Consider the following 17,066-nt stretch of genomic DNA (forward strand, 5'->3'; position numbering starts at 1 on the left):
CCGCTCGTTATCCTTACCTAAAAGCCGTTCGGAGGTGAGACTGGAAAGCGTCACACCTACTCGCAAAAGAGTCAAGCCAACCTCGGTTTTTTTTGACTTGGCTTTGTCGGACTTTAGGCGCCGAGCAAACTCTGTAGGCTTGTCACGAAGCTCGAGAAGTTGCGATAGCAGATAAACAGAGTAATCAGAATAATCACTACACCAGCCACATTGGCAAACAGGTGGTTGCGTACTGGACCGAGCTTCTTCGAGTTTGCGCAGTACATAACAAAGAATGCCATGATAGGTAAAAGAATGGCGTTAGCGGCCTGTGCTACCAGAATAAGTTGGGTGGGGCTTTTACCCAGAGCAACAGCCATCACGACACCAGCGACAAGCACGATGCCCCAGATGGTTTTAAAACGAATGTCTTTGAGGCCCTTCTTCCAGCCAAGTACCCCATTGACGGCGTAAGCAGCTGAGAGCGGTGCGGTGATTGCGGAGCTTACACCAGCTGCCAGCAGGCCTAAAGCAATCATCCAAGTGGCCCAGTTACCAAGTAGTGGCTGGAGCGCTAAGGCCATATCGGCACCATTTTTCACTTGAATACCCAGCGGCTGGAGATTAGCCGCAGCACAAATGAGAATTGCCATCGAAATGACACCACCCAAGCCGATGGAAAGGATGGAATCGAAGCGGGCATCAGCGATTTGTTTAGGGTCACTCCAGCGCTCAGCCGCACCACTTGCATGCAAGAACAAGTTGTACGGCACAATGGTCGTACCGATAAGGCCGATAGCAGTAAGCAGGCCTTTATTATCATTTGTTGGAAGCTGTGGGCTGAACAAGCCAGCAAGCACCGCACCCCAATCGACCGGAGAAGCCAGTGCTGTTACAAGGAATACAACACCCATAAACACCACGATGGCAGTTAGTACTTTTTCAACTAGGTCGTAGCTTCCAGCCCACATAAGGCCAAACGCCACCGCACCCACAACGATTGCGATTGCGATCATTGACGCATCAGGATAAATAGATTGAATACCCAGGATACCGCCGGTGATGTTGCCGGTTTCATAGGCGATATTACCGATGAATATGGCGACGATCACGATAATAATCGCAATCCACTTCAAGGCAGGGTTTTTAATGTTGTCGCGAATATTTTCACCCAAGCCTTCTTGGGTGGCGATACCAATGCGAGCAGCCATTTCTTGGAAGATAATGGTGGAAACGGTTGCGAACAGCAGGGCCCATAGCATGGTTGTTCCATAGCTGGCGCCAGAAACAGTACAGGTGGTAACAGTGCCTGGACCAACAAATCCGGCGGCAACCAATGCGCCGGGACCAATATTTTTCAGGCGGTCAGCAAGAGCGCTCATGGTCTTCCTTCCAATTGATATATGCATGCATGCGGGGCATACGGTAAAATTATTCCGCTACTTTAGCAGACTAAATCACTATGTATACGAGAGAATCGCATTTTATCGGTTAGCACAAACAGAAATTTCCGCTTGTGCCAAAGCGTGGCGACAAGTGCGCACAAAATCAAGTGCTTGTGGACTGTCACCATGGACGCAGGCCGTCTGGGCGTCAATGGAAATAATGTTGCCTGATACACTTTCAACGGTCCCCGTTTGCACAAATGTACAGAGACGCTTTACGGCAAAGTCAGCATCTTCGATAAGTGCATTTGGCTGGTTGCGAGGGACAAGGGCGCCTTCGTCGGTATAGTTGCGATCGACAAAAAACTCTCCAACACACGGCAAACCTGCATCGCGGCCGGCTTGCACGAGATAGCTTCCCGCCAGTCCAACCAGTGTTAAGGTTGGGTCGAAATCATAGACCGCAGAAGCAATGGCACGCGCGAGTTCAGCATCTTTCGCGGCCGTGTTATAGAGCTGTCCATGCGGCTTAACGTGAACAAGCCGCACCCCTTGCGCCTGGCAAAATCCTGCGAGAGCTCCTAACTGGAACAAAACAAAACAGTAGGCTTCATCGGGCGAAAGGTGCATATCACGTCGCCCAAACCCTTGCAAGTCGGGATAGCCTGGATGTGCGCCAATAGCAACACCTGCCTGTGCGGCAAGCTGTACCGTATCGCGCATGACTACCGGATCGCCCGCATGCGATCCGCAGGCAATATTGACGCTTGATACCAAGGGAATAATTTCGCTATCCATACCAAGGTTATAGCGACCAAACGATTCACCCAGGTCACTGTTGAGATCTATGTGTAAGTTTTCACTCATGGTATCTCGTTTCATCCGGTTGACGTGATGGTTTCACGTATCTAAAACTTAAGGTCGATGTTCTTTGTATCGGTGATCAGCATACAGCCAGGTGCGTGGGTAATGGCAAAGTGTGGTTTTACGTTCATGACAACGGACTGTGGCGTAACACCACACGCCCAAAATACGGGTACTTCTCCGGGGTTAATATCTACCGCGTCGCCAAAGTCGGGCTGAGAGAGATCTTTGATGCCGATAACTGTTGGGTCGCCAATATGCACCGGTGCCCCGTGCACAGCGGGGAGGGCGCCCGATATTTGGCAGGCAAGCACTACTTGTTCGGCGGGTATGGGTCGCATTGATACGACCATGTTGCCGCTCATCATACCGGCGGGGCGGCAGGCAATATTGGTCTTATACATAGACACGTTGCGCCCCTGTGTGTTGTGGCGCATCTCGATGCCGGCTTCTATCAATTCACTTTCAAATGAAAACGAACAGCCAATAACGAAGCTTACAAGGTCATCGCGCCACAGATGCGCGATATCGGTTACTTCGTCAGTTAGTTCACCATCGCGGTAGATGCGGTAGCGGGGGAAGTCGGTGGCAATATCGCAATCCTGAGCGCAGATGTTTGTTTGGCGCACACCAGGATCTAACACTTCAAGAAGTGGACAGGGCTTGGGGTTACGCTGGGCAAACAGCAGGAAATCGAACGCCTCTTCACGCGGCAAGACAATAAGGTTTGCCTGCGCGTAATCGGGACAGAGTCCACTGGTGGGCTGGTCGAATTCACCGGTGCGGATACGGTAGCGCATTTCACGAGGGGTCATATTAGGCCTCGCCTTTCATGAAACGTTCGATAAATCCCGTGTCGGCGCCACCTGCCCGAAACGTTTCGTTCTGCAGAATGGCGTATTGGAAATCCAAGTTAGTTTTGACGCCGATAATAACCATTTCATCGAGGGCAGTACTCATTTTTTCAATCGCTTCAGTGCGATCCTGTGCCTGGACGATAATTTTTGCGATCATTGAATCGTAATAGGGTGTTACTTCAAATCCGTCGTAGGTGGCTGAATCCACCCGCACACCATTGCCACCTGGTAAGTGCATCTGTTCAATTTTGCCCGGGCTTGGCAAGAATCCTTTTTCGGGCTCTTCGGCATTAATACGACATTCGATAGCATGTCCGTGCATGTATACGCGATCCTGCGAAAGTGAAAGCTCTTCACCAGCAGCAACACGAATCATTTCACGCACCAGGTCAACCTGAGTAATCATTTCTGTTACAGGGTGTTCGACCTGTACGCGGGTGTTCATTTCCATAAAATAGTAATTGCGGTCCTCGTCAACGAGAAACTCGATCGTACCCGCATTAACATACCCAACCGCCTGCGCAGCACGTACTGCGTCATCAAAAAGGTGCTGACGCACGTCGTTATCAATAAACGGACTTGGACTTTCCTCGATCATCTTTTGGTGGCTGCGCTGTACCGAACAATCGCGGTCACCTAGGCTGATCACATTGCCATGACTATCAGCGATAATCTGGACCTCGATATGGCGGGGGTTTACGATGGCGCGCTCGAGGTACATGGAATTGTCGCCAAAGGCATTGACGCTTTCACGCTGAGCGATAGCAAACATTTCAGCAAAGTCGTCTTCGCTTTCAGAAACGCGCATACCTTTGCCGCCACCTCCGCTTGAGGCTTTGATCATAATGGGCCAGCCGATATCCCGCGCGGCGGCAAGCGCTTCGTCAGCTTCGTGCAGTGCTCGTTTCGTACCAGGTACAACTGGCACACCCGCTTTCATCATGGTGCGTCGAGCGGCACTTTTGTTGCCCATGCGATCGATAACTTCGGGCGACGGCCCGATAAAAACGAGCCCGTTTTCACGGCAGAGCTTAGCAAAGGTACTGTTTTCTGAAAGAAAACCGTAGCCCGGGTGAATAGCCTGCGCGCCACAGCCCTTCGCCGCGCTGATAATGGCAGCAATGTTCAGGTAGCTATCACGCGGTGCAGGTGGGCCAATGCAGACCGCTTCGTCGGCGAGGTATACGTGTAGGGCATGGCGGTCGGCGGTTGAGTACACAGCAATCGTTTTAATGCCCATTGAACGACAGGCACGAATAATACGTACCGCTATTTCGCCTCGGTTAGCAATGAGGATCTTGTCGAACATACAGCAGCCCTTCGTCTAGCGTACATCTTGAGAAGGGGTAATGCGGAATAGGGGTTGGTCGTATTCCACCTGATCGCCGTTGGCTGCAAGTACGGCAGTGATCACACCTGCTGTCGGAGCAGTGATTTCATTCATCATCTTCATAGCTTCGACGATAGCAAGCGTCTGTCCAGAGAGCACTTCTTGACCCGGCTTGACGAACGGCTCCTCATCGGGGCTTGGCGATACGTAGAACATGCCAACCATGGGACTGCGTACAATTGTGGTGCCATCAGAGTCGTCATCAGCTTCAGGTGCAGCGGCATCTTCGTGGCTGCGGTTTTTACCGTCGAGCAAAGCGCCGACGCGCTCCGCCACACCCAGAAGTGAAGGAGACCCTAATCCAACCGTGGTGTGGGTACGCTCCAGTTCGATTTTCGTGCCGCCCTCATCAAGGCGCAAAGCTGTTAGATCAGCTTTATCCATAATCTCAATCAGTTCTTCGATCGCCTTTTTATCCATTAGCCATTCTCCTTCGTTGCCGAATGTGCAGAGGGGGTATCAATCCAAAGTGATTTGCCGCGTGAAGCAAGCGCTTGCCGTTCGAGAATAGGTGTTAAGCGACGTGCCGTGCGGCGGGGGCTTGTGCCACCCGCAGTGGGGCGTGTTACCACTTTTTCCAGATGAGCGTAGTATTTCTCCTGTTCGCGATAGAGGCACTGAGCTTCTCCAACCGATATAAGCTTGAACGATATTGCTGTTCCGGGGGTACTTTGCACCAGTTTGGGAATATCCACCGAAGCGACCGTTGCAATTTTTGCGTATCCACCTGTTGTTTGACGGTCGGCCAGCATAATAATGGGCCGCCCATGCGAGGGCACCTGTACAGCACCGAAGGCGATGCCATCTGAAATGATGTCGCTGCCAGCGATGGTTTCTATAGCTGGGCCATCGAGACGATAACCCATGCGGTCGCTTTTTACCGTTGTTTCAAAGGTCTGTTCGTAGAAGGTTTTAATTCCTGCGTCGGTAAACAATTCTTCCTGTGGGCCGGGGATAACACGCAGTTCAACGATTTCACCAGGTTTGGGATAGATGTCGTCATAGGGTAATTCGTGCGATGCTTGCATCGGCAGATAGTCCGTTTCCTTTTGAGCGAACGGAATGTAGTCGTTTGGCGCCAGAGTCCGTCCGTGCCATCCACCAAGCGAGCACTTGAGGTTTGTCGAACGGCTTCCCATGACCTTTGCTACGCTCAGACTCCCTCCGGCAAAGGCGATATAGCCATATACACCACGGCGGGGTGCACCGAAAGAAAGCTTCGAACCGCGATGTACGGGTAGCGCACGATAGAGTGGTGCTTCTGCACCGTCGAGTCGCGCACTAAAATCGGCACCCGTCAGAGCGATAAACGTATCGGTTGTAAAGCGCAAGGTGGGACCAGCAAGGGCGAATTCAAGCACACAGTCGTCAGGATCGTTGTCGACCAGTAGGTTAGCTAAACGCAGAGCACGTCGATCCATTACCCCACTCGGTGAAAACCCACTGCCCATATACCCGAAGCGTCCCGTATCTTGCACGGTGGTTGCTACGCCGGGCTTGCGAATCATAATACCCACGTTAGCGCTCCTCTATGGTGATCTGGCAGGAATAGGTGCCAGCCGCCAATTGTGTTTGCAGGGCAGCATATTCCTGAGCCGATATAGGCTCGAAGCGTAAGTAGTCGCCAGCCTTGTACAGAATGGGTTCTGCCCGGTTGGGGTCGTAGGGTGCAAGTGGTGTGCGACCAATAATCTGCCAACCGCCAGGGCTTGGAAGGGGATAGATGCCGGTTTGAGCACCGCCAATTCCCACGCTACCTGCATCAATGCTGGTTCGTGGTACGGCAAGGCGCGGGGTGTGCAGTCGAGGGTCGAGTCCACCCAAATAGGCGAATCCCGGCAGGAATCCCAGCATGTCAATAAGGTAATCTCGACCTGAATGGATGGCGATTACTTCATCGGCAGAGAGATGTGCGTGCTCGGCAACGGTGTTGATGTCGGGACCATATTCGCCGCCGTAGCAGACGGGAATATGCACGATCCGTCGAACCGAAAGATCAACTTCACCGACGCCGCGCAGTCCATTCCGTAGTTTTTCAGTTAGCTCATCAGCAGTTAGTATCAGCGGGTCATAGCAGATCATCATGCTACAAAACGTGGGCACAACTTCAATAACACCGGGAATTGGATCGCTTGAAAGGCTTTCGGATGCCAGGCGGATAAGCGTGGATGTTTCTTCCGAGATCGTATCGGAAAACACGAGGTTCAAGGCTGAGTCGCCAGCGATAGTAATGTTGAATGCTGCCATAGAGATGCCTTTAAGCGCTTGCCTGCGGGGAGAGACGCTCGAACAAGAAACAACCGTGCAAGCGTCGTGTCGTCATACAGGGAATGGTTTTCGGGAAAGTTTACCAGAGTCGGTCCCGTATAAGGTTTTCTCTCGCACTTCCTTACCAAACTGAAACACTGTGTGTCTGCCTGGGAGAAGGCCTATGATTGAGCTACAATCAAGCCGATAAGCCCATCAGAGAAGGTAATGTATATGTACAACGAAACCATGCTGGCTTTAGGTCAAGCTCCATCGGCTATTCGCGAGTTATTCGCTTATGGGGCACGTCGCAAGGCAGAAATTGGCACCGATGCGGTATTCGATTTTAGTATCGGAAATCCTTCAGTACCAACACCTCAGGCAGTCACACGCGCTATTGTCGAAGCAACTCAAGACGATCCGGTAAAGGTTCATGCATATACTCAGTCACCAGGTGATCCTGTGGCTCGGCAAGCTGTGGCCGATTCGCTCAATCGGCGTTTTGGAACGTCATATACTGCGCAAAATTTGTATCTCAGCTGCGGGGCAGCGGCTTCTATCAGCATGACACTGAAAGCGCTTATCGAACCAGGCGATGAAATTGCAGTAATTGCTCCGTTTTTCCCGGAATATCGTGTTTGGGTGGAAACACACGGTGCTACGTTAACTGTTATTCCTGCTTGCAGTAGTGATTTTCAGCTTGATTTCAAAGCGCTTGAACAGGCGATTACTTCTCGCACAAAAGCGCTTATCATCAATACACCGAATAACCCTGTTGGTGTTGTCTATCCGCGCGCAAGCCTTGAACGCCTTGCCGATCTGTTGCGGCAGAAGTCACTTGAGGCGGGCCATCCGATTTTCCTTATTTCGGACGAACCGTATCGCGAACTGGTATATGGTGGGCTTGAAGTGGCGTGGGTGCCATCGCTCTATGACGACACCATCGTGTGTTATTCCTGGTCAAAATGCTTATCGCTGCCAGGGGAGCGCATTGGATTTGTGCTGGTGCCGCCCGCAGCGCATGAATCACGTCAGATTATGGCTGCTGTTTCAGGGGCGGGTCGTGCGCTGGGCTTCATTTGTGCTCCCGCTTTGTTCCAGCGCGTGATTGCTGCTTGTGTTGATGAGCCAGCACAGATGGCTATATATGAAGAAAACCGACGGTTACTAACCGGTATGCTTGATGAATTAGGGTTCGAATATGTTAACCCCGACGGAGCCTTCTATCTGTGGGTACGCGCCTTAGAAGCAGATGCACAGGCTTTTTCTGATCGCGCTCGTACGCATGAACTGCTTCTTGTCCCCAGCGACAGTTTTGGTGCGCATGGCTGGGTCCGCTTGAGTTATTGCATTGATGCGCAGGTGATCAAGAACAGCAAAGACGCGTTTGCTGCACTTATGGCTGACTATCGATAGTCAGCCAGCTGCTGCTCGACCTATTGCCAAGCCTATCCTTAGAGGCAGGAGCGGTACTGATTAGGTTTAGTGGCAGGAGAGTGCTGGTCTATATCAGTAGAAAGAGTCATTGGTTATCTACCGATAAGTAGAGCTATCAACAGATAGCAGCTGATAGCTCTACTAGTTCAATATTCTCTTATGTCTATTAATGGACGCTGTTAACGGATGGTATTGGCGATTTGTAAGATCACGTCGTGGAAGAATGTCACGACATTTGTCAGGAGCGCCATGCCTTGCGTTTGCATCCAGGTGGTCATTCTGAAGACAATGTTTTCGAAAAAATACGGGTTGAACTGCACAAAATAGATAATTGAGCACAGTACAAGAAAGATTCCAACGCCAAGGGCTATCTTTGCTCCGGTGCCCGAAGGTGCTGCCACATGATCGGATGAGAAAATAGCAGCACCTGATGCCTGTGTGTAATCCGATGCGTTAGGGACCTCAAGCGGGTTCATAACTTCAGTTCCTCCACGCCCTGTTTGCTTTACGCTATCGGTTGGTGGCCAGACAGAGGGAGTGGCGGTATACCCCAGACTTGGGTCGAACTCCTCTGAAGAGTCCTCCCATTCAAAGGGGTCGCGTACCGGTACATCAAAGCCGCTTAAGTCTGCTTCAGAAGAAGTACTGGTGGCAGGCGATGTTGATGAAGTAGGCGGAATAGGTTGTGTGAGCGGCGCAGACATGCTGGGTGATCGCAGATCAGGACGTGAAAAGGCTTGCGCAGTTGCCCCCAGTTGGACAGGTGGTATAGGCATATGAGGTACTGCCGCGCCGCAATTCATGCAAAACCGCGCATTTGGGTGAAGCTGTGCTCCACAGTTGATGCAGTAATGCGTCGCCAAGATAGTCGCCAATCTGCCTATTCGTTCAAACCCCTAGTACCGAGGCCGCTCGATGCGCAGGCCTCGGTAAGGAAATCACAAGTTTTGTACGCTCGATGCAGTGTCGAACAAGCGCACGTGCCACATTCGCCCCGTGTACTTGTTGGCGCTATCTTACGCGCTTATTGGGGAGCGGTATTGTGCTTTACGCTAACGTATCCAAAATGAAACGAAGAGTGGTTCTGCTATTTGAAAAATTTGAAAATTTGAGCACGGAACTAATCGCGGTGGTCGATCATCCAATCGACGCGTTGGTCGCGCAGACTGCAGTGCTCGCACAGCAAACAGTTAATGCCGTCGCGGTCGCAGGGCGCTATTGTGTCGAGTAAATCCAATCCACCTTGCTCAAGCAGAAAGTCCCCGATAGCGCTGTGCAGCGCTTCAATAGCAAAAGCAGGGGTATCTTGCTTTTCGGTGGGGACACCATCCAACGTGCGTTTTAAGTCAGCGACAGTAATGGTAAGTGCTCGCTCTATAGGTAGACCATGCGCCATGACACATAGCTGGCTAGCACAGGCTGTCATAGCAAGGCACCCGCGTGAGCGAAACCCAATGCGATCAATAGTGTAGGTAGCAGGATCTATGACGGCGAATATCTGGCAGGCAACCTCGCCATGTTTTGATTTTCCTGCCATACCGCGCGCATTGCAACCTTCAGGAATGCCGCTGTTTCTAAAATTTGCCACGACGGTAAGCAGGCGGTCCGAGTATCCGCGTACCCCTTCTTCAGCTTGGGTCTGGTACACATCTTCAGTGCGGATGACGCGGCGGTCGGGCACGGTCATATATACATTTCGTACTTCGCTTTTTGCCATCGTTTTCCTTTCAGATGGATTGGCTGTCAGGTGATTGAGGCGCTCGGCGCTTTCAGTGGTATCTGGGGTTTGCCAGAAGTGACGGCATCGAAAAGGTGCCTCCTGCGGCTGAGAGCTTAAGAAACATGCTTAAGGGCATAGGAACCGTTCAACCGAGTTGTATTCAGCGAGAGATTCGGCATAAGCACGGCTGAGATAGGTGGTCGAGAAAAAGTACACGTCACCGTTGCTTGCTTCGCATGATTCGATATCAGGGTATGAATCGGTTTCCTGAATGGTCTTCCACACATCAAGCACGTCGTCTTCGCTGAGGTTGAAGGGCGGGTTTGCGAGTGCGCGATACACCATTGGCCGGGGATAGATGCGCGATTCTTCGCGAACGATATCAACAAAGGTGGCAACACGATCATCTTCGGCGGCAAGAAAGGCCCAGTGAGCATAGGTATCGGTCATGTGGTCGGTCGAATAGAGATACATGGTATCTCGGCCCTCAAGCGAGGTAATATCATCGGTGGGAATCGTGATAGTTCCTGCAGCAATTGCATCAAGAACCGTACGAGGTGATGCTACCTCTGCTGTACCCTCTTCGCTGAAGGGGCTTTGTGTTTCAGCTATATGTACGGTTTCATCTGCTGTTTGTGTTTCAGTTGCCGGGGTGGCGCCATCTGCTTCAGATATTTCAACTGTGTTGGTGTCGTTATCGGCATCAGGCATCTGCTGCCTGTGGTTGCCCTCAAGCACGCTGTATACGAGGTCGATAAACTCCTGGCTGGTTAAGTGATCGGGAATAAAGTCCTGATCAGACCATCTCTGAGGAAGCACCAGTTGGCTATTGGCTGATTCCGCTCGAATATCGTCGAATACTCGTTGGAGTGCTTCAGCTTCGATGTCTAGGTGGTTTTCTTCTGTTTGATAAGCTGTCGCCATCTGGTGATCGACGTCCCCCTGGCGATCTGCTTCCCGCTGTTGAGTCCCTTCTTCTGCCAGATGGTCTATTTCTGCCTGCTGGGATACTTCCATCTGACAATCTACTCCCATTTGGCGAGTTTGCTCTACCTGATGGGATGCTTCAGAGGTTTCCGTTGCTCTCAAAGGTTCCGCACCGTTTACTTCTGAAAACTCTTCGCTATTTGCACCCGAAAGCGCTTCTGAAGGCCCATCGAGCACATCACGTGGGGCGCTACTTATTCTACTGTTCTGATTCATATGCTTCTCCTCGTTAGCTGATATTGTGCGCGAATAGGCCACTTTGACCACTCCTATTTAGGGGTAAAAGACAGTCAACTGGATTTTACCCGACTGTAGGAGCGATATCTGGCTGGGTTTATGTGGTTACAGTAATAGCAGGGTTATGGGCACAGTGATCTCAGCGGTACTACCTGGCTGGGCTTATACGGCTGTAGCAAAGATATCCGTGGCTCTTTTTGGAAGAAGTGTCGTTTATGGATGCGGTCTTGTAACATATCAGTTATGAGATCGCTTTATATTAGTTAGTCGGTTCCACTATGCGTGACGAGGAGAGGTGCATGCGGGAAAACCGAACAGCGATGAGCCAGGACGAGAAACTTTATACACAAAACAGTAAAACGATCAGGCAGAACGAAGCCGCCGAGGCAGCGAGCGCGCCCCAGCATCCTGCTTTGCGCGATGCTGTTGCTCAAGGATTACAAACGTATCGAGGGTTTTGGGCGACTGTTCTTGGTTTAGCCTGTGCACGCTGCAGTATCATCATCGGCAGCTATGGCAGCTATGCTGCAACGGACGAAGGGCTCTACACTGATGGAGCAACGATCGTTGCTCTATTTGTGTTGCTGATAGCGCTTGTCATGATGGTTGCACGCAACAAACGGATAGAAAAACGCCAGGTGCTGCGTCTGTTCTTCGCTATGGTTATTGTGCAGCTGGTGGTCTTAACGGCTATGGTCGGTGCCTATCTGGTGGGTAATGCAGCGTTAGCAATGGGCCTTGCATTGCATGCCGTAAACACCATCTGTGGTATTGCGCTCATGTCATTCTGGCTGCGTTTTATTCGAGGCTCATCGATGAAGACGATTGTAGTACTCGTGTTTTCTGCTCTTGCCGTCAGTGAGCTTATTATCTTTCCCTGTGCGCTCCTTCCGTATCAGGTCGATTTTGCTGTGGCGCTGCTTGCAACTGCTGCGTGTTTCCCCTTAACGGCTGTCATGCGGCGACATGAGCGTGCGTACGACATCGAGCCATCCGGTCGACGCGGGGTATTCCAGATGTTTGTGCAGCAGAATGTTTCAAACAGCAGATTTTTAGTCATCATGGGTGTGGGTATCGCCTTTATGGCGCTGGTTATCGGTCTGTTGCGTGGATATCCCGATGGCATGCCGATTCCCTTTTCACTGGCATCACGGGTGGGTGTACTCGTGGTTATCGAGTTAATCTGTATAGGGTTTATTGTCGGCGGCCTAGTGGGTTGGGAACGCCTGATGGCCGTTGATATTTGGGTGGTCTTGCGTATGATGGCGGTAGTGGCTATTGTTGCCTATGCAGCCGCGCCGTCCGACTTGCAGCTTGGTGCGGTTGTGACCACCGCACTCAATGCGCTGATGGTAGCTTTCATGTGGTATGCGATCGTATCGTTTATGAGCTACGGTTGGCGCGACGCATACTATTACGCGATCGGCGGATTTACTGCATTTTTACTGCCGCGTGCTATCGCACGAACAGCTGAAGGATTTATCGCTCAGGCGGGCGTAAGTGAAACGCTTATGCTGGGGATTATGGCATTGGGATTGGTGATTTCAGCTGAGGTTTCATTTGTTCAATACATCGACTTGTATCGTCAATCTCATTTACGCAAGGAACGCAGCGAGCGGTCATTTATTAACCGATTTATGGGCATCGATAACGATCAAGTTCCTGAATCTCTCGAGGATCTGCGGTTTGCTGCCATGAAGAGCAATGCTCAAAAAGTCGGCGAGCAGTTCTTACTTTCCGAAAGAGAAGTGGAAGTGCTGGCGTTCTATGCGATGGGTCATACTCAGCAGCGTGTTGCTGAAGAGTTGTTTATTTCTCCAGGCACTGTGCATGCTCACATCAAGCGTATTTATTCCAAGACAGGGCTCCATTCGCGCCAAGAGGTTCTCGATTACCTTCAACGATATGCTAACGATGGCATGTAACGGGTGTATAAACAAATGAGCTGGCCTGCATCTCTGCAAACCAGCCCACCTGTCTAACGATGTGCCTGCGTAAGGTAAACAACCCTAGAGCAATCCGTGTGCTTTGAGGTCATCTTCAATATCAGTCATACCGTTTTCTTCAAGATATTCTGCTGTTGGGCAGCCCTTTTGAGTATCCCAACCAAAGCATTCGTACATCATGGTTAAAGCGGTTTGCCAGTCGCTCTTTTCCATCTTGATGGTACCTTCAGTGAATGGTTGCTTGTCGGGATCCATAGTAAAGGGCCATTCGGTTACCGTGTCATGCACGCCACGGAAGTCATCAGTGCCCATGCCGCGCATGGTATTGCAGCGCTGCAGCGTCGTGATCTTTTCGCCGGCTTTATACAGGTCGTCGGTAGTCACTTCAATACCGGTGACAGCCTTATAGAACTTAGCTTCGAGATCCAAATCGCCGCGGTAGTCGCGTGATTTCGTGGGGCTCATCGTCATAGGCCATACCCAGTTGCATAGTGTCAGTGAATCATGTAAAACGTCGGTCACAATACTCCACCAGGCAAACTTGGCCTTGTGCTCGTTCATAGGGGTGTAATTCTTATTCGCATCGATAGCATCTTCGCCGCCCCATACTTCGGCTGCGATCTGTCGCTTGATGTCCATCGGCAGTCCACATCCTTGGAAGTTCACGGCCGAATGAATCATGTCGTCGCGATTGAAGATCATGTTGTACAGTAGACCAACCTGAGCGAAGCACTCGTTGGCATGATGTACTGGCCAACCGCGGTAGTTGATAAGCTGGCTTGCTTTGGTGTCGAACCAGCTTTCGTCGTTCCAGCGTTTAGTCCATACGATCGGTCCATGGGCAACATATGACATCTCGTTGTCGTTTTTGGCGATGTGGCGCAGGATTTGCGCCATCACTGAAGCATCCTGGGTTTCTTTGTTGAACTTGCTCCAGTCAAAGAGTGCATACTCTTCAGCAGGTAATACGCGCTGGAAGACTCCATCTTTAATGCAGTGTGCAATATCGCGGTACAGCTGGGCATAGTTGCACCATAGACCCAAGTCGTCTACCACCGTGCCAATGACGTTATTCCAGGTAATATAGTTGTCAGGATCTTCTTTTTGGCTGATGCCTGTTTTCAAGATGCCTTCCATATACAGCCAAGGAAAGTTCGGCACACAGGTGTTGCCGGCAATCTCGAATCCTTCTGCGTCTTCGGAAGCCTGATTACGCAGGTCGCTGTAGCAGTGGATTGGACAACTGTGGCAGCCATTCATCTTGATGGTGTACTTGGCAGCAGCAGGACCAAGGTCTTTGGTTGATTTCATGCAGCGGTAACCTACTGTGTTAATTTCACCAGGCTTTGGCTCTCCCGTTTCAATGGGACCACCTTCGGCGAGTTCCCAATTCAAACCCTTAGCAGCAGTCCATCGTGATCCTTCGTCGTAGTATTCGGCCCATTCCTGCTGAGTCGAAGGTACAACATGGTTATTGTTTGAGCCGATAATTTCGCGCAGCATGTAATCGGATAGCTCAGCGACCGCTTTCGGGTCTTTTACGTATACTGGCATATCGCCTTCAACCACGAGAGCCTTGAGCTTTTTGGAGCCCATAACGGCACCAGCACCAGCGCCAGCACTATGGTTACGCGAATTAATAATGCATGAATAGGGCAGTAAGTTCTCGCCGGCTTGACCAATGGTTGCAACACAGGCGCGCGTTCCTTCGACACGAGCGAGCGCGCTCGTGGCATCACGTGTGCCCATACCCCAGACAAACGATGCATCTTTGATCTGCACTTTGTCGTTGACCACGCTTAAATACACTGGCTTGTCACTTGCACCCTCGATGATGATGGCATCCCAACCAGCTTGTTTAATGCGTGCACCAATCATGCCGCCACAGTGGGCATCAACCACTAGATGATCTGTTGTGTAGGTGGAAAGGCTAGCAATAGTGGTACGACCCGCTAAAGGCACGCCCGATGCGGTAAAAGGCCCCACGGCAAAGATAATCTTGTTCTCCGGCGATAGGGGGTCGGTGCCGGCGGGCACTTCATCGTACATAATTTTATTGGCCAGGCCCATACCGCCGATATAGTCCTTGTAGGGTTCGGTGGATTCGGTGGTGGTGGCATGCGTGGTCAAATTGACACGCAGCATCTTACCGGTCCAGCCAAATGACTTCTGATCGGCCATATTCGATCTCTCCAAATCTCTCGTCTGCAAAAGGTCGTGTGAAACCTCAGGACCAAGAGAGACCGCTTCGCATACTTTCTGCTTGTTCATGCGAAGAGATTGGTATCAGTATGCATGAGGTCGGCGACAGCCCACCCCCTGTTTGAGGGTAATCGTAAAAAATCGCAGGTTGTAAGTGCTTTTACCCTTCTTGGGGATATGTGCATCGCTTAGTAAGCGGCATACTTTACTTGTCGTGTGAAATACGTTTGAAGGGCTCCAAGAGAGTAGGGACACCCGTTTGAGGGCGTCTTGCAGACGAGACTCAAGCTTCCAAAAAGCAGGAAGCAAAGGAGGAGGAGCGTATGTCAGATGGACATCTGAGCGGCGATGCTCCCCAGGCGACCGTTGAGTTGCCAGTGGAGAATAAAGAATCGACGGGAAATAAAGAAACAACCGCACATGCTGGAAAGCGACCTATTACGCGTCGCGATGTACTTGCTCTTTGTGGGTGTGGCGTTGTCGGTCTTGTGGCCGGTGGTGTGTTAGCCAAATGGGGCGTGACCGAGGAAATGATTGCTTCGGGACGCATCGATCTTTCAACCACTCCCCAGAAGATGATCGTAACTGATCGCGGTCGATGCAGCGGCTGTCAGCGGTGCGAGCTTATGTGTAGCTTGCGCAACGATGGCTGGGCATCTCAACAGACTTCACGCGTGCGGGTATGGGAAAGTTACCAGTTTGGTCGCGGTGTTGATACCACCGACGGCATTTATAAGAGCTGCGAATTTACTATCCGCAGCTGCAAGCAGTGTGCTGAAGCACAATGCGTAAAAAACTGCCCTGTACATGCAATTGGCGCCGATCCGAAAACCGGTGCTCGTGTAGTTGACGAAAAAAAATGTATCGGCTGTGGCATGTGTCATGAAGCCTGCCCCTGGAATATGCCGCAGGTTAGTTCACTGACGGGCGCCTCAACCAAATGCATATCGTGCGGTCGCTGTGCTGAGCAATGCCCCAATGGAGCCATTCTCTTTATCGACTGGCAGGACATCGCCGACGAAGCAATTGCGCAGGGTGTTGTATCCACCGTGGAGCTCACTGGCAATTTTGTGCGTCCATAGTTGTTAATCAGTCGAATGGTTCGAATCGTTTAACAGACAACAGTTATCAGCAAGAAAACACAACAACCAACGTGCAGATGAGGGGAGGTACCAAGTGAACGAACGGAAAGCAGATGTCTTTGAAACGGTAGCCGCATGCTTTGCGCCCTATCCAGAAAAGGATTGGGATGAGCTTACGAGCTATGCATCGTGGGCGCGCTTTTTAGCCATGTGTGAACAGCAATTACGTGGTCGTGGAAGCATCGAGGCAGATCTCAACGAGATCCTTGCCAATCACGAGATTGATGCCATGAAAAACCCACCCTCATTCGCAGAGAAGGCAGATTTTGCGGCAAGGCACTTTACTGGTGGATTGCCAACGAGTGCGCTGCCGATTGAATCGCTGAATGGTAAGCCCGATCCCCGTACGGGTGAGGTTGCTTATGGTGGCCCGTCCGCAGCCTACATGGCTCATCTTATTGATGTGTTGGGTATAACGGTACCGAACGAGTTTTCGTCGTACCCCGATCATCTGTCGATGGAATGCGGTCTCGCGGCACTTCTGTACCGCAGCGACCCGCATCTTGCTGCCCGCTTTGTCTCTGAGCGATTCGATTGGCTTGCTACTTATCGCATGAAGCTTGTGCTTATGGGTGACCAGCGTAAATGCTTCTACTGCGCGCTTATTGACGTGGTGCTTGCCATCGTCGAAGCGGAAGCGCAAGCCGTTAAAGATAATGAAATATCCGAGTAA

The 17,066-nt window shown here is 51.2% G+C and carries 15 protein-coding genes and 1 pseudogene; 4 read left to right on the forward strand and 12 right to left on the reverse strand.

Going from position 1 to position 17,066, the window contains the following annotated elements:
* Nucleotides 1-113 precede the first annotated feature (113 nt).
* From CCUR_RS00950 to pxpB, 7 genes are all read right to left on the reverse strand, one after another.
* Entirely contained in the window at nt 114-1,361 is a 1,248-nt protein-coding gene (locus CCUR_RS00950) for an Nramp family divalent metal transporter (RefSeq protein WP_012802614.1), read from the reverse strand.
* A 102-nt stretch (nt 1,362-1,463) separates the two neighbouring features.
* Entirely contained in the window at nt 1,464-2,231 is a 768-nt protein-coding gene (locus CCUR_RS00955; protein WP_012802615.1) for a LamB/YcsF family protein, read from the reverse strand.
* Nucleotides 2,232-2,272: 41 nt separating this feature from the next.
* Nucleotides 2,273-3,043 (reverse strand): putative hydro-lyase, encoded by a 771-nt coding sequence (locus tag CCUR_RS00960; protein ID WP_012802616.1) that lies wholly within the window; start codon nt 3,041-3,043, stop codon nt 2,273-2,275.
* A 1-nt stretch (nt 3,044) separates the two neighbouring features.
* The gene (gene accC, locus CCUR_RS00965; RefSeq protein WP_012802617.1) at nt 3,045-4,394 is read right to left on the reverse strand and encodes an acetyl-CoA carboxylase biotin carboxylase subunit; all 1,350 of its coding nucleotides are present in this window, start codon (nt 4,392-4,394) and stop codon (nt 3,045-3,047) included.
* Between the two features lie 15 nt (nt 4,395-4,409).
* Entirely contained in the window at nt 4,410-4,895 is a 486-nt protein-coding gene (gene accB / locus CCUR_RS00970; protein WP_012802618.1) for an acetyl-CoA carboxylase biotin carboxyl carrier protein, read from the reverse strand.
* Complete coding sequence (locus tag CCUR_RS00975) at nt 4,895-5,983, reverse strand: 5-oxoprolinase subunit C family protein (RefSeq protein WP_245526109.1); 1,089 nt, start codon at nt 5,981-5,983, stop codon at nt 4,895-4,897. The genes accB and CCUR_RS00975 overlap by 1 nt, the downstream gene beginning before the upstream one ends.
* A 10-nt stretch (nt 5,984-5,993) precedes the next feature.
* Entirely contained in the window at nt 5,994-6,722 is a 729-nt protein-coding gene (gene pxpB / locus CCUR_RS00980; protein WP_012802620.1) for a 5-oxoprolinase subunit PxpB, read from the reverse strand.
* Between the two features lie 234 nt (nt 6,723-6,956).
* Here pxpB and CCUR_RS00985 point away from each other — a divergent pair, with 234 nt between their 5' ends.
* On the forward strand, nt 6,957-8,138 hold the full coding sequence (locus tag CCUR_RS00985; RefSeq protein WP_012802621.1) for a pyridoxal phosphate-dependent aminotransferase: 1,182 nt from the start codon (nt 6,957-6,959) through the stop codon (nt 8,136-8,138).
* Between the two features lie 200 nt (nt 8,139-8,338).
* On the opposite strand, the gene CCUR_RS00990 is transcribed toward CCUR_RS00985, so the two are convergent.
* From CCUR_RS00990 to CCUR_RS01000, 4 genes and pseudogenes are all read right to left on the reverse strand, one after another.
* On the reverse strand, nt 8,339-8,863 hold the full coding sequence (locus CCUR_RS00990) for a hypothetical protein (RefSeq protein WP_245526100.1): 525 nt from the start codon (nt 8,861-8,863) through the stop codon (nt 8,339-8,341).
* 87 nt (nt 8,864-8,950) lie between these two features.
* Nucleotides 8,951-9,034, reverse strand: a pseudogene (locus CCUR_RS07695) (zinc-ribbon domain-containing protein); the annotation flags it as partial.
* Between the two features lie 245 nt (nt 9,035-9,279).
* Nucleotides 9,280-9,876 (reverse strand): iron-sulfur cluster assembly scaffold protein, encoded by a 597-nt coding sequence (locus CCUR_RS00995; protein WP_041225171.1) that lies wholly within the window; start codon nt 9,874-9,876, stop codon nt 9,280-9,282.
* 129 nt (nt 9,877-10,005) lie between these two features.
* The gene (locus CCUR_RS01000; RefSeq protein WP_012802624.1) at nt 10,006-11,082 is read right to left on the reverse strand and encodes a hypothetical protein; all 1,077 of its coding nucleotides are present in this window, start codon (nt 11,080-11,082) and stop codon (nt 10,006-10,008) included.
* A 320-nt stretch (nt 11,083-11,402) separates the two neighbouring features.
* On the opposite strand from CCUR_RS01000, the gene CCUR_RS01005 reads away from it, so the two are divergent.
* Nucleotides 11,403-13,028: a helix-turn-helix transcriptional regulator gene (locus CCUR_RS01005; protein WP_012802625.1), complete on the forward strand. Its 1,626-nt coding sequence runs from the start codon at nt 11,403-11,405 to the stop codon at nt 13,026-13,028.
* A gap of 84 nt (nt 13,029-13,112) precedes the next feature.
* Here the strand turns inward: CCUR_RS01005 and CCUR_RS01010 are convergent, their stop codons facing one another.
* Entirely contained in the window at nt 13,113-15,230 is a 2,118-nt protein-coding gene (locus CCUR_RS01010) for an aldehyde ferredoxin oxidoreductase (RefSeq protein WP_012802626.1), read from the reverse strand.
* A 344-nt stretch (nt 15,231-15,574) separates the two neighbouring features.
* Between CCUR_RS01010 and CCUR_RS01015 the strand changes: the two genes are divergently transcribed.
* On the forward strand, nt 15,575-16,333 hold the full coding sequence (locus CCUR_RS01015; protein WP_012802627.1) for a 4Fe-4S binding protein: 759 nt from the start codon (nt 15,575-15,577) through the stop codon (nt 16,331-16,333).
* A gap of 94 nt (nt 16,334-16,427) precedes the next feature.
* Nucleotides 16,428-17,066 (forward strand): molecular chaperone TorD family protein, encoded by a 639-nt coding sequence (locus tag CCUR_RS01020; RefSeq protein ID WP_012802628.1) that lies wholly within the window; start codon nt 16,428-16,430, stop codon nt 17,064-17,066.

Origin of the sequence: Cryptobacterium curtum DSM 15641 (assembly GCF_000023845.1) — a bacterium.
Taxonomy (GTDB): domain Bacteria; phylum Actinomycetota; class Coriobacteriia; order Coriobacteriales; family Eggerthellaceae; genus Cryptobacterium; species Cryptobacterium curtum.

What these genes read in the sequence shown, in the direction of transcription:
- CCUR_RS00955 (WP_012802615.1), bottom strand. Translation starts at nt 2,231, where the DNA reads ATGAGTGAAAACTTACACATAGATCTCAACAGTGACCTGGGTGAATCG.
- CCUR_RS00950 (WP_012802614.1), bottom strand. Translation starts at nt 1,361, where the DNA reads ATGAGCGCTCTTGCTGACCGCCTGAAAAATATTGGTCCCGGCGCATTG.
- CCUR_RS01000 (WP_012802624.1), bottom strand. Translation starts at nt 11,082, where the DNA reads ATGAATCAGAACAGTAGAATAAGTAGCGCCCCACGTGATGTGCTCGAT.
- CCUR_RS01005 (WP_012802625.1), top strand. Translation starts at nt 11,403, where the DNA reads ATGCGGGAAAACCGAACAGCGATGAGCCAGGACGAGAAACTTTATACA.
- accB (WP_012802618.1), bottom strand. Translation starts at nt 4,895, where the DNA reads ATGGATAAAAAGGCGATCGAAGAACTGATTGAGATTATGGATAAAGCT.
- CCUR_RS00995 (WP_041225171.1), bottom strand. Translation starts at nt 9,876, where the DNA reads ATGGCAAAAAGCGAAGTACGAAATGTATATATGACCGTGCCCGACCGC.
- CCUR_RS00990 (WP_245526100.1), bottom strand. Translation starts at nt 8,863, where the DNA reads ATGTCTGCGCCGCTCACACAACCTATTCCGCCTACTTCATCAACATCG.
- CCUR_RS01015 (WP_012802627.1), top strand. Translation starts at nt 15,575, where the DNA reads ATGTCAGATGGACATCTGAGCGGCGATGCTCCCCAGGCGACCGTTGAG.
- CCUR_RS00975 (WP_245526109.1), bottom strand. Translation starts at nt 5,983, where the DNA reads ATGATTCGCAAGCCCGGCGTAGCAACCACCGTGCAAGATACGGGACGC.
- accC (WP_012802617.1), bottom strand. Translation starts at nt 4,394, where the DNA reads ATGTTCGACAAGATCCTCATTGCTAACCGAGGCGAAATAGCGGTACGT.
- pxpB (WP_012802620.1), bottom strand. Translation starts at nt 6,722, where the DNA reads ATGGCAGCATTCAACATTACTATCGCTGGCGACTCAGCCTTGAACCTC.
- CCUR_RS00960 (WP_012802616.1), bottom strand. Translation starts at nt 3,043, where the DNA reads ATGACCCCTCGTGAAATGCGCTACCGTATCCGCACCGGTGAATTCGAC.
- CCUR_RS00985 (WP_012802621.1), top strand. Translation starts at nt 6,957, where the DNA reads ATGTACAACGAAACCATGCTGGCTTTAGGTCAAGCTCCATCGGCTATT.
- CCUR_RS01010 (WP_012802626.1), bottom strand. Translation starts at nt 15,230, where the DNA reads ATGGCCGATCAGAAGTCATTTGGCTGGACCGGTAAGATGCTGCGTGTC.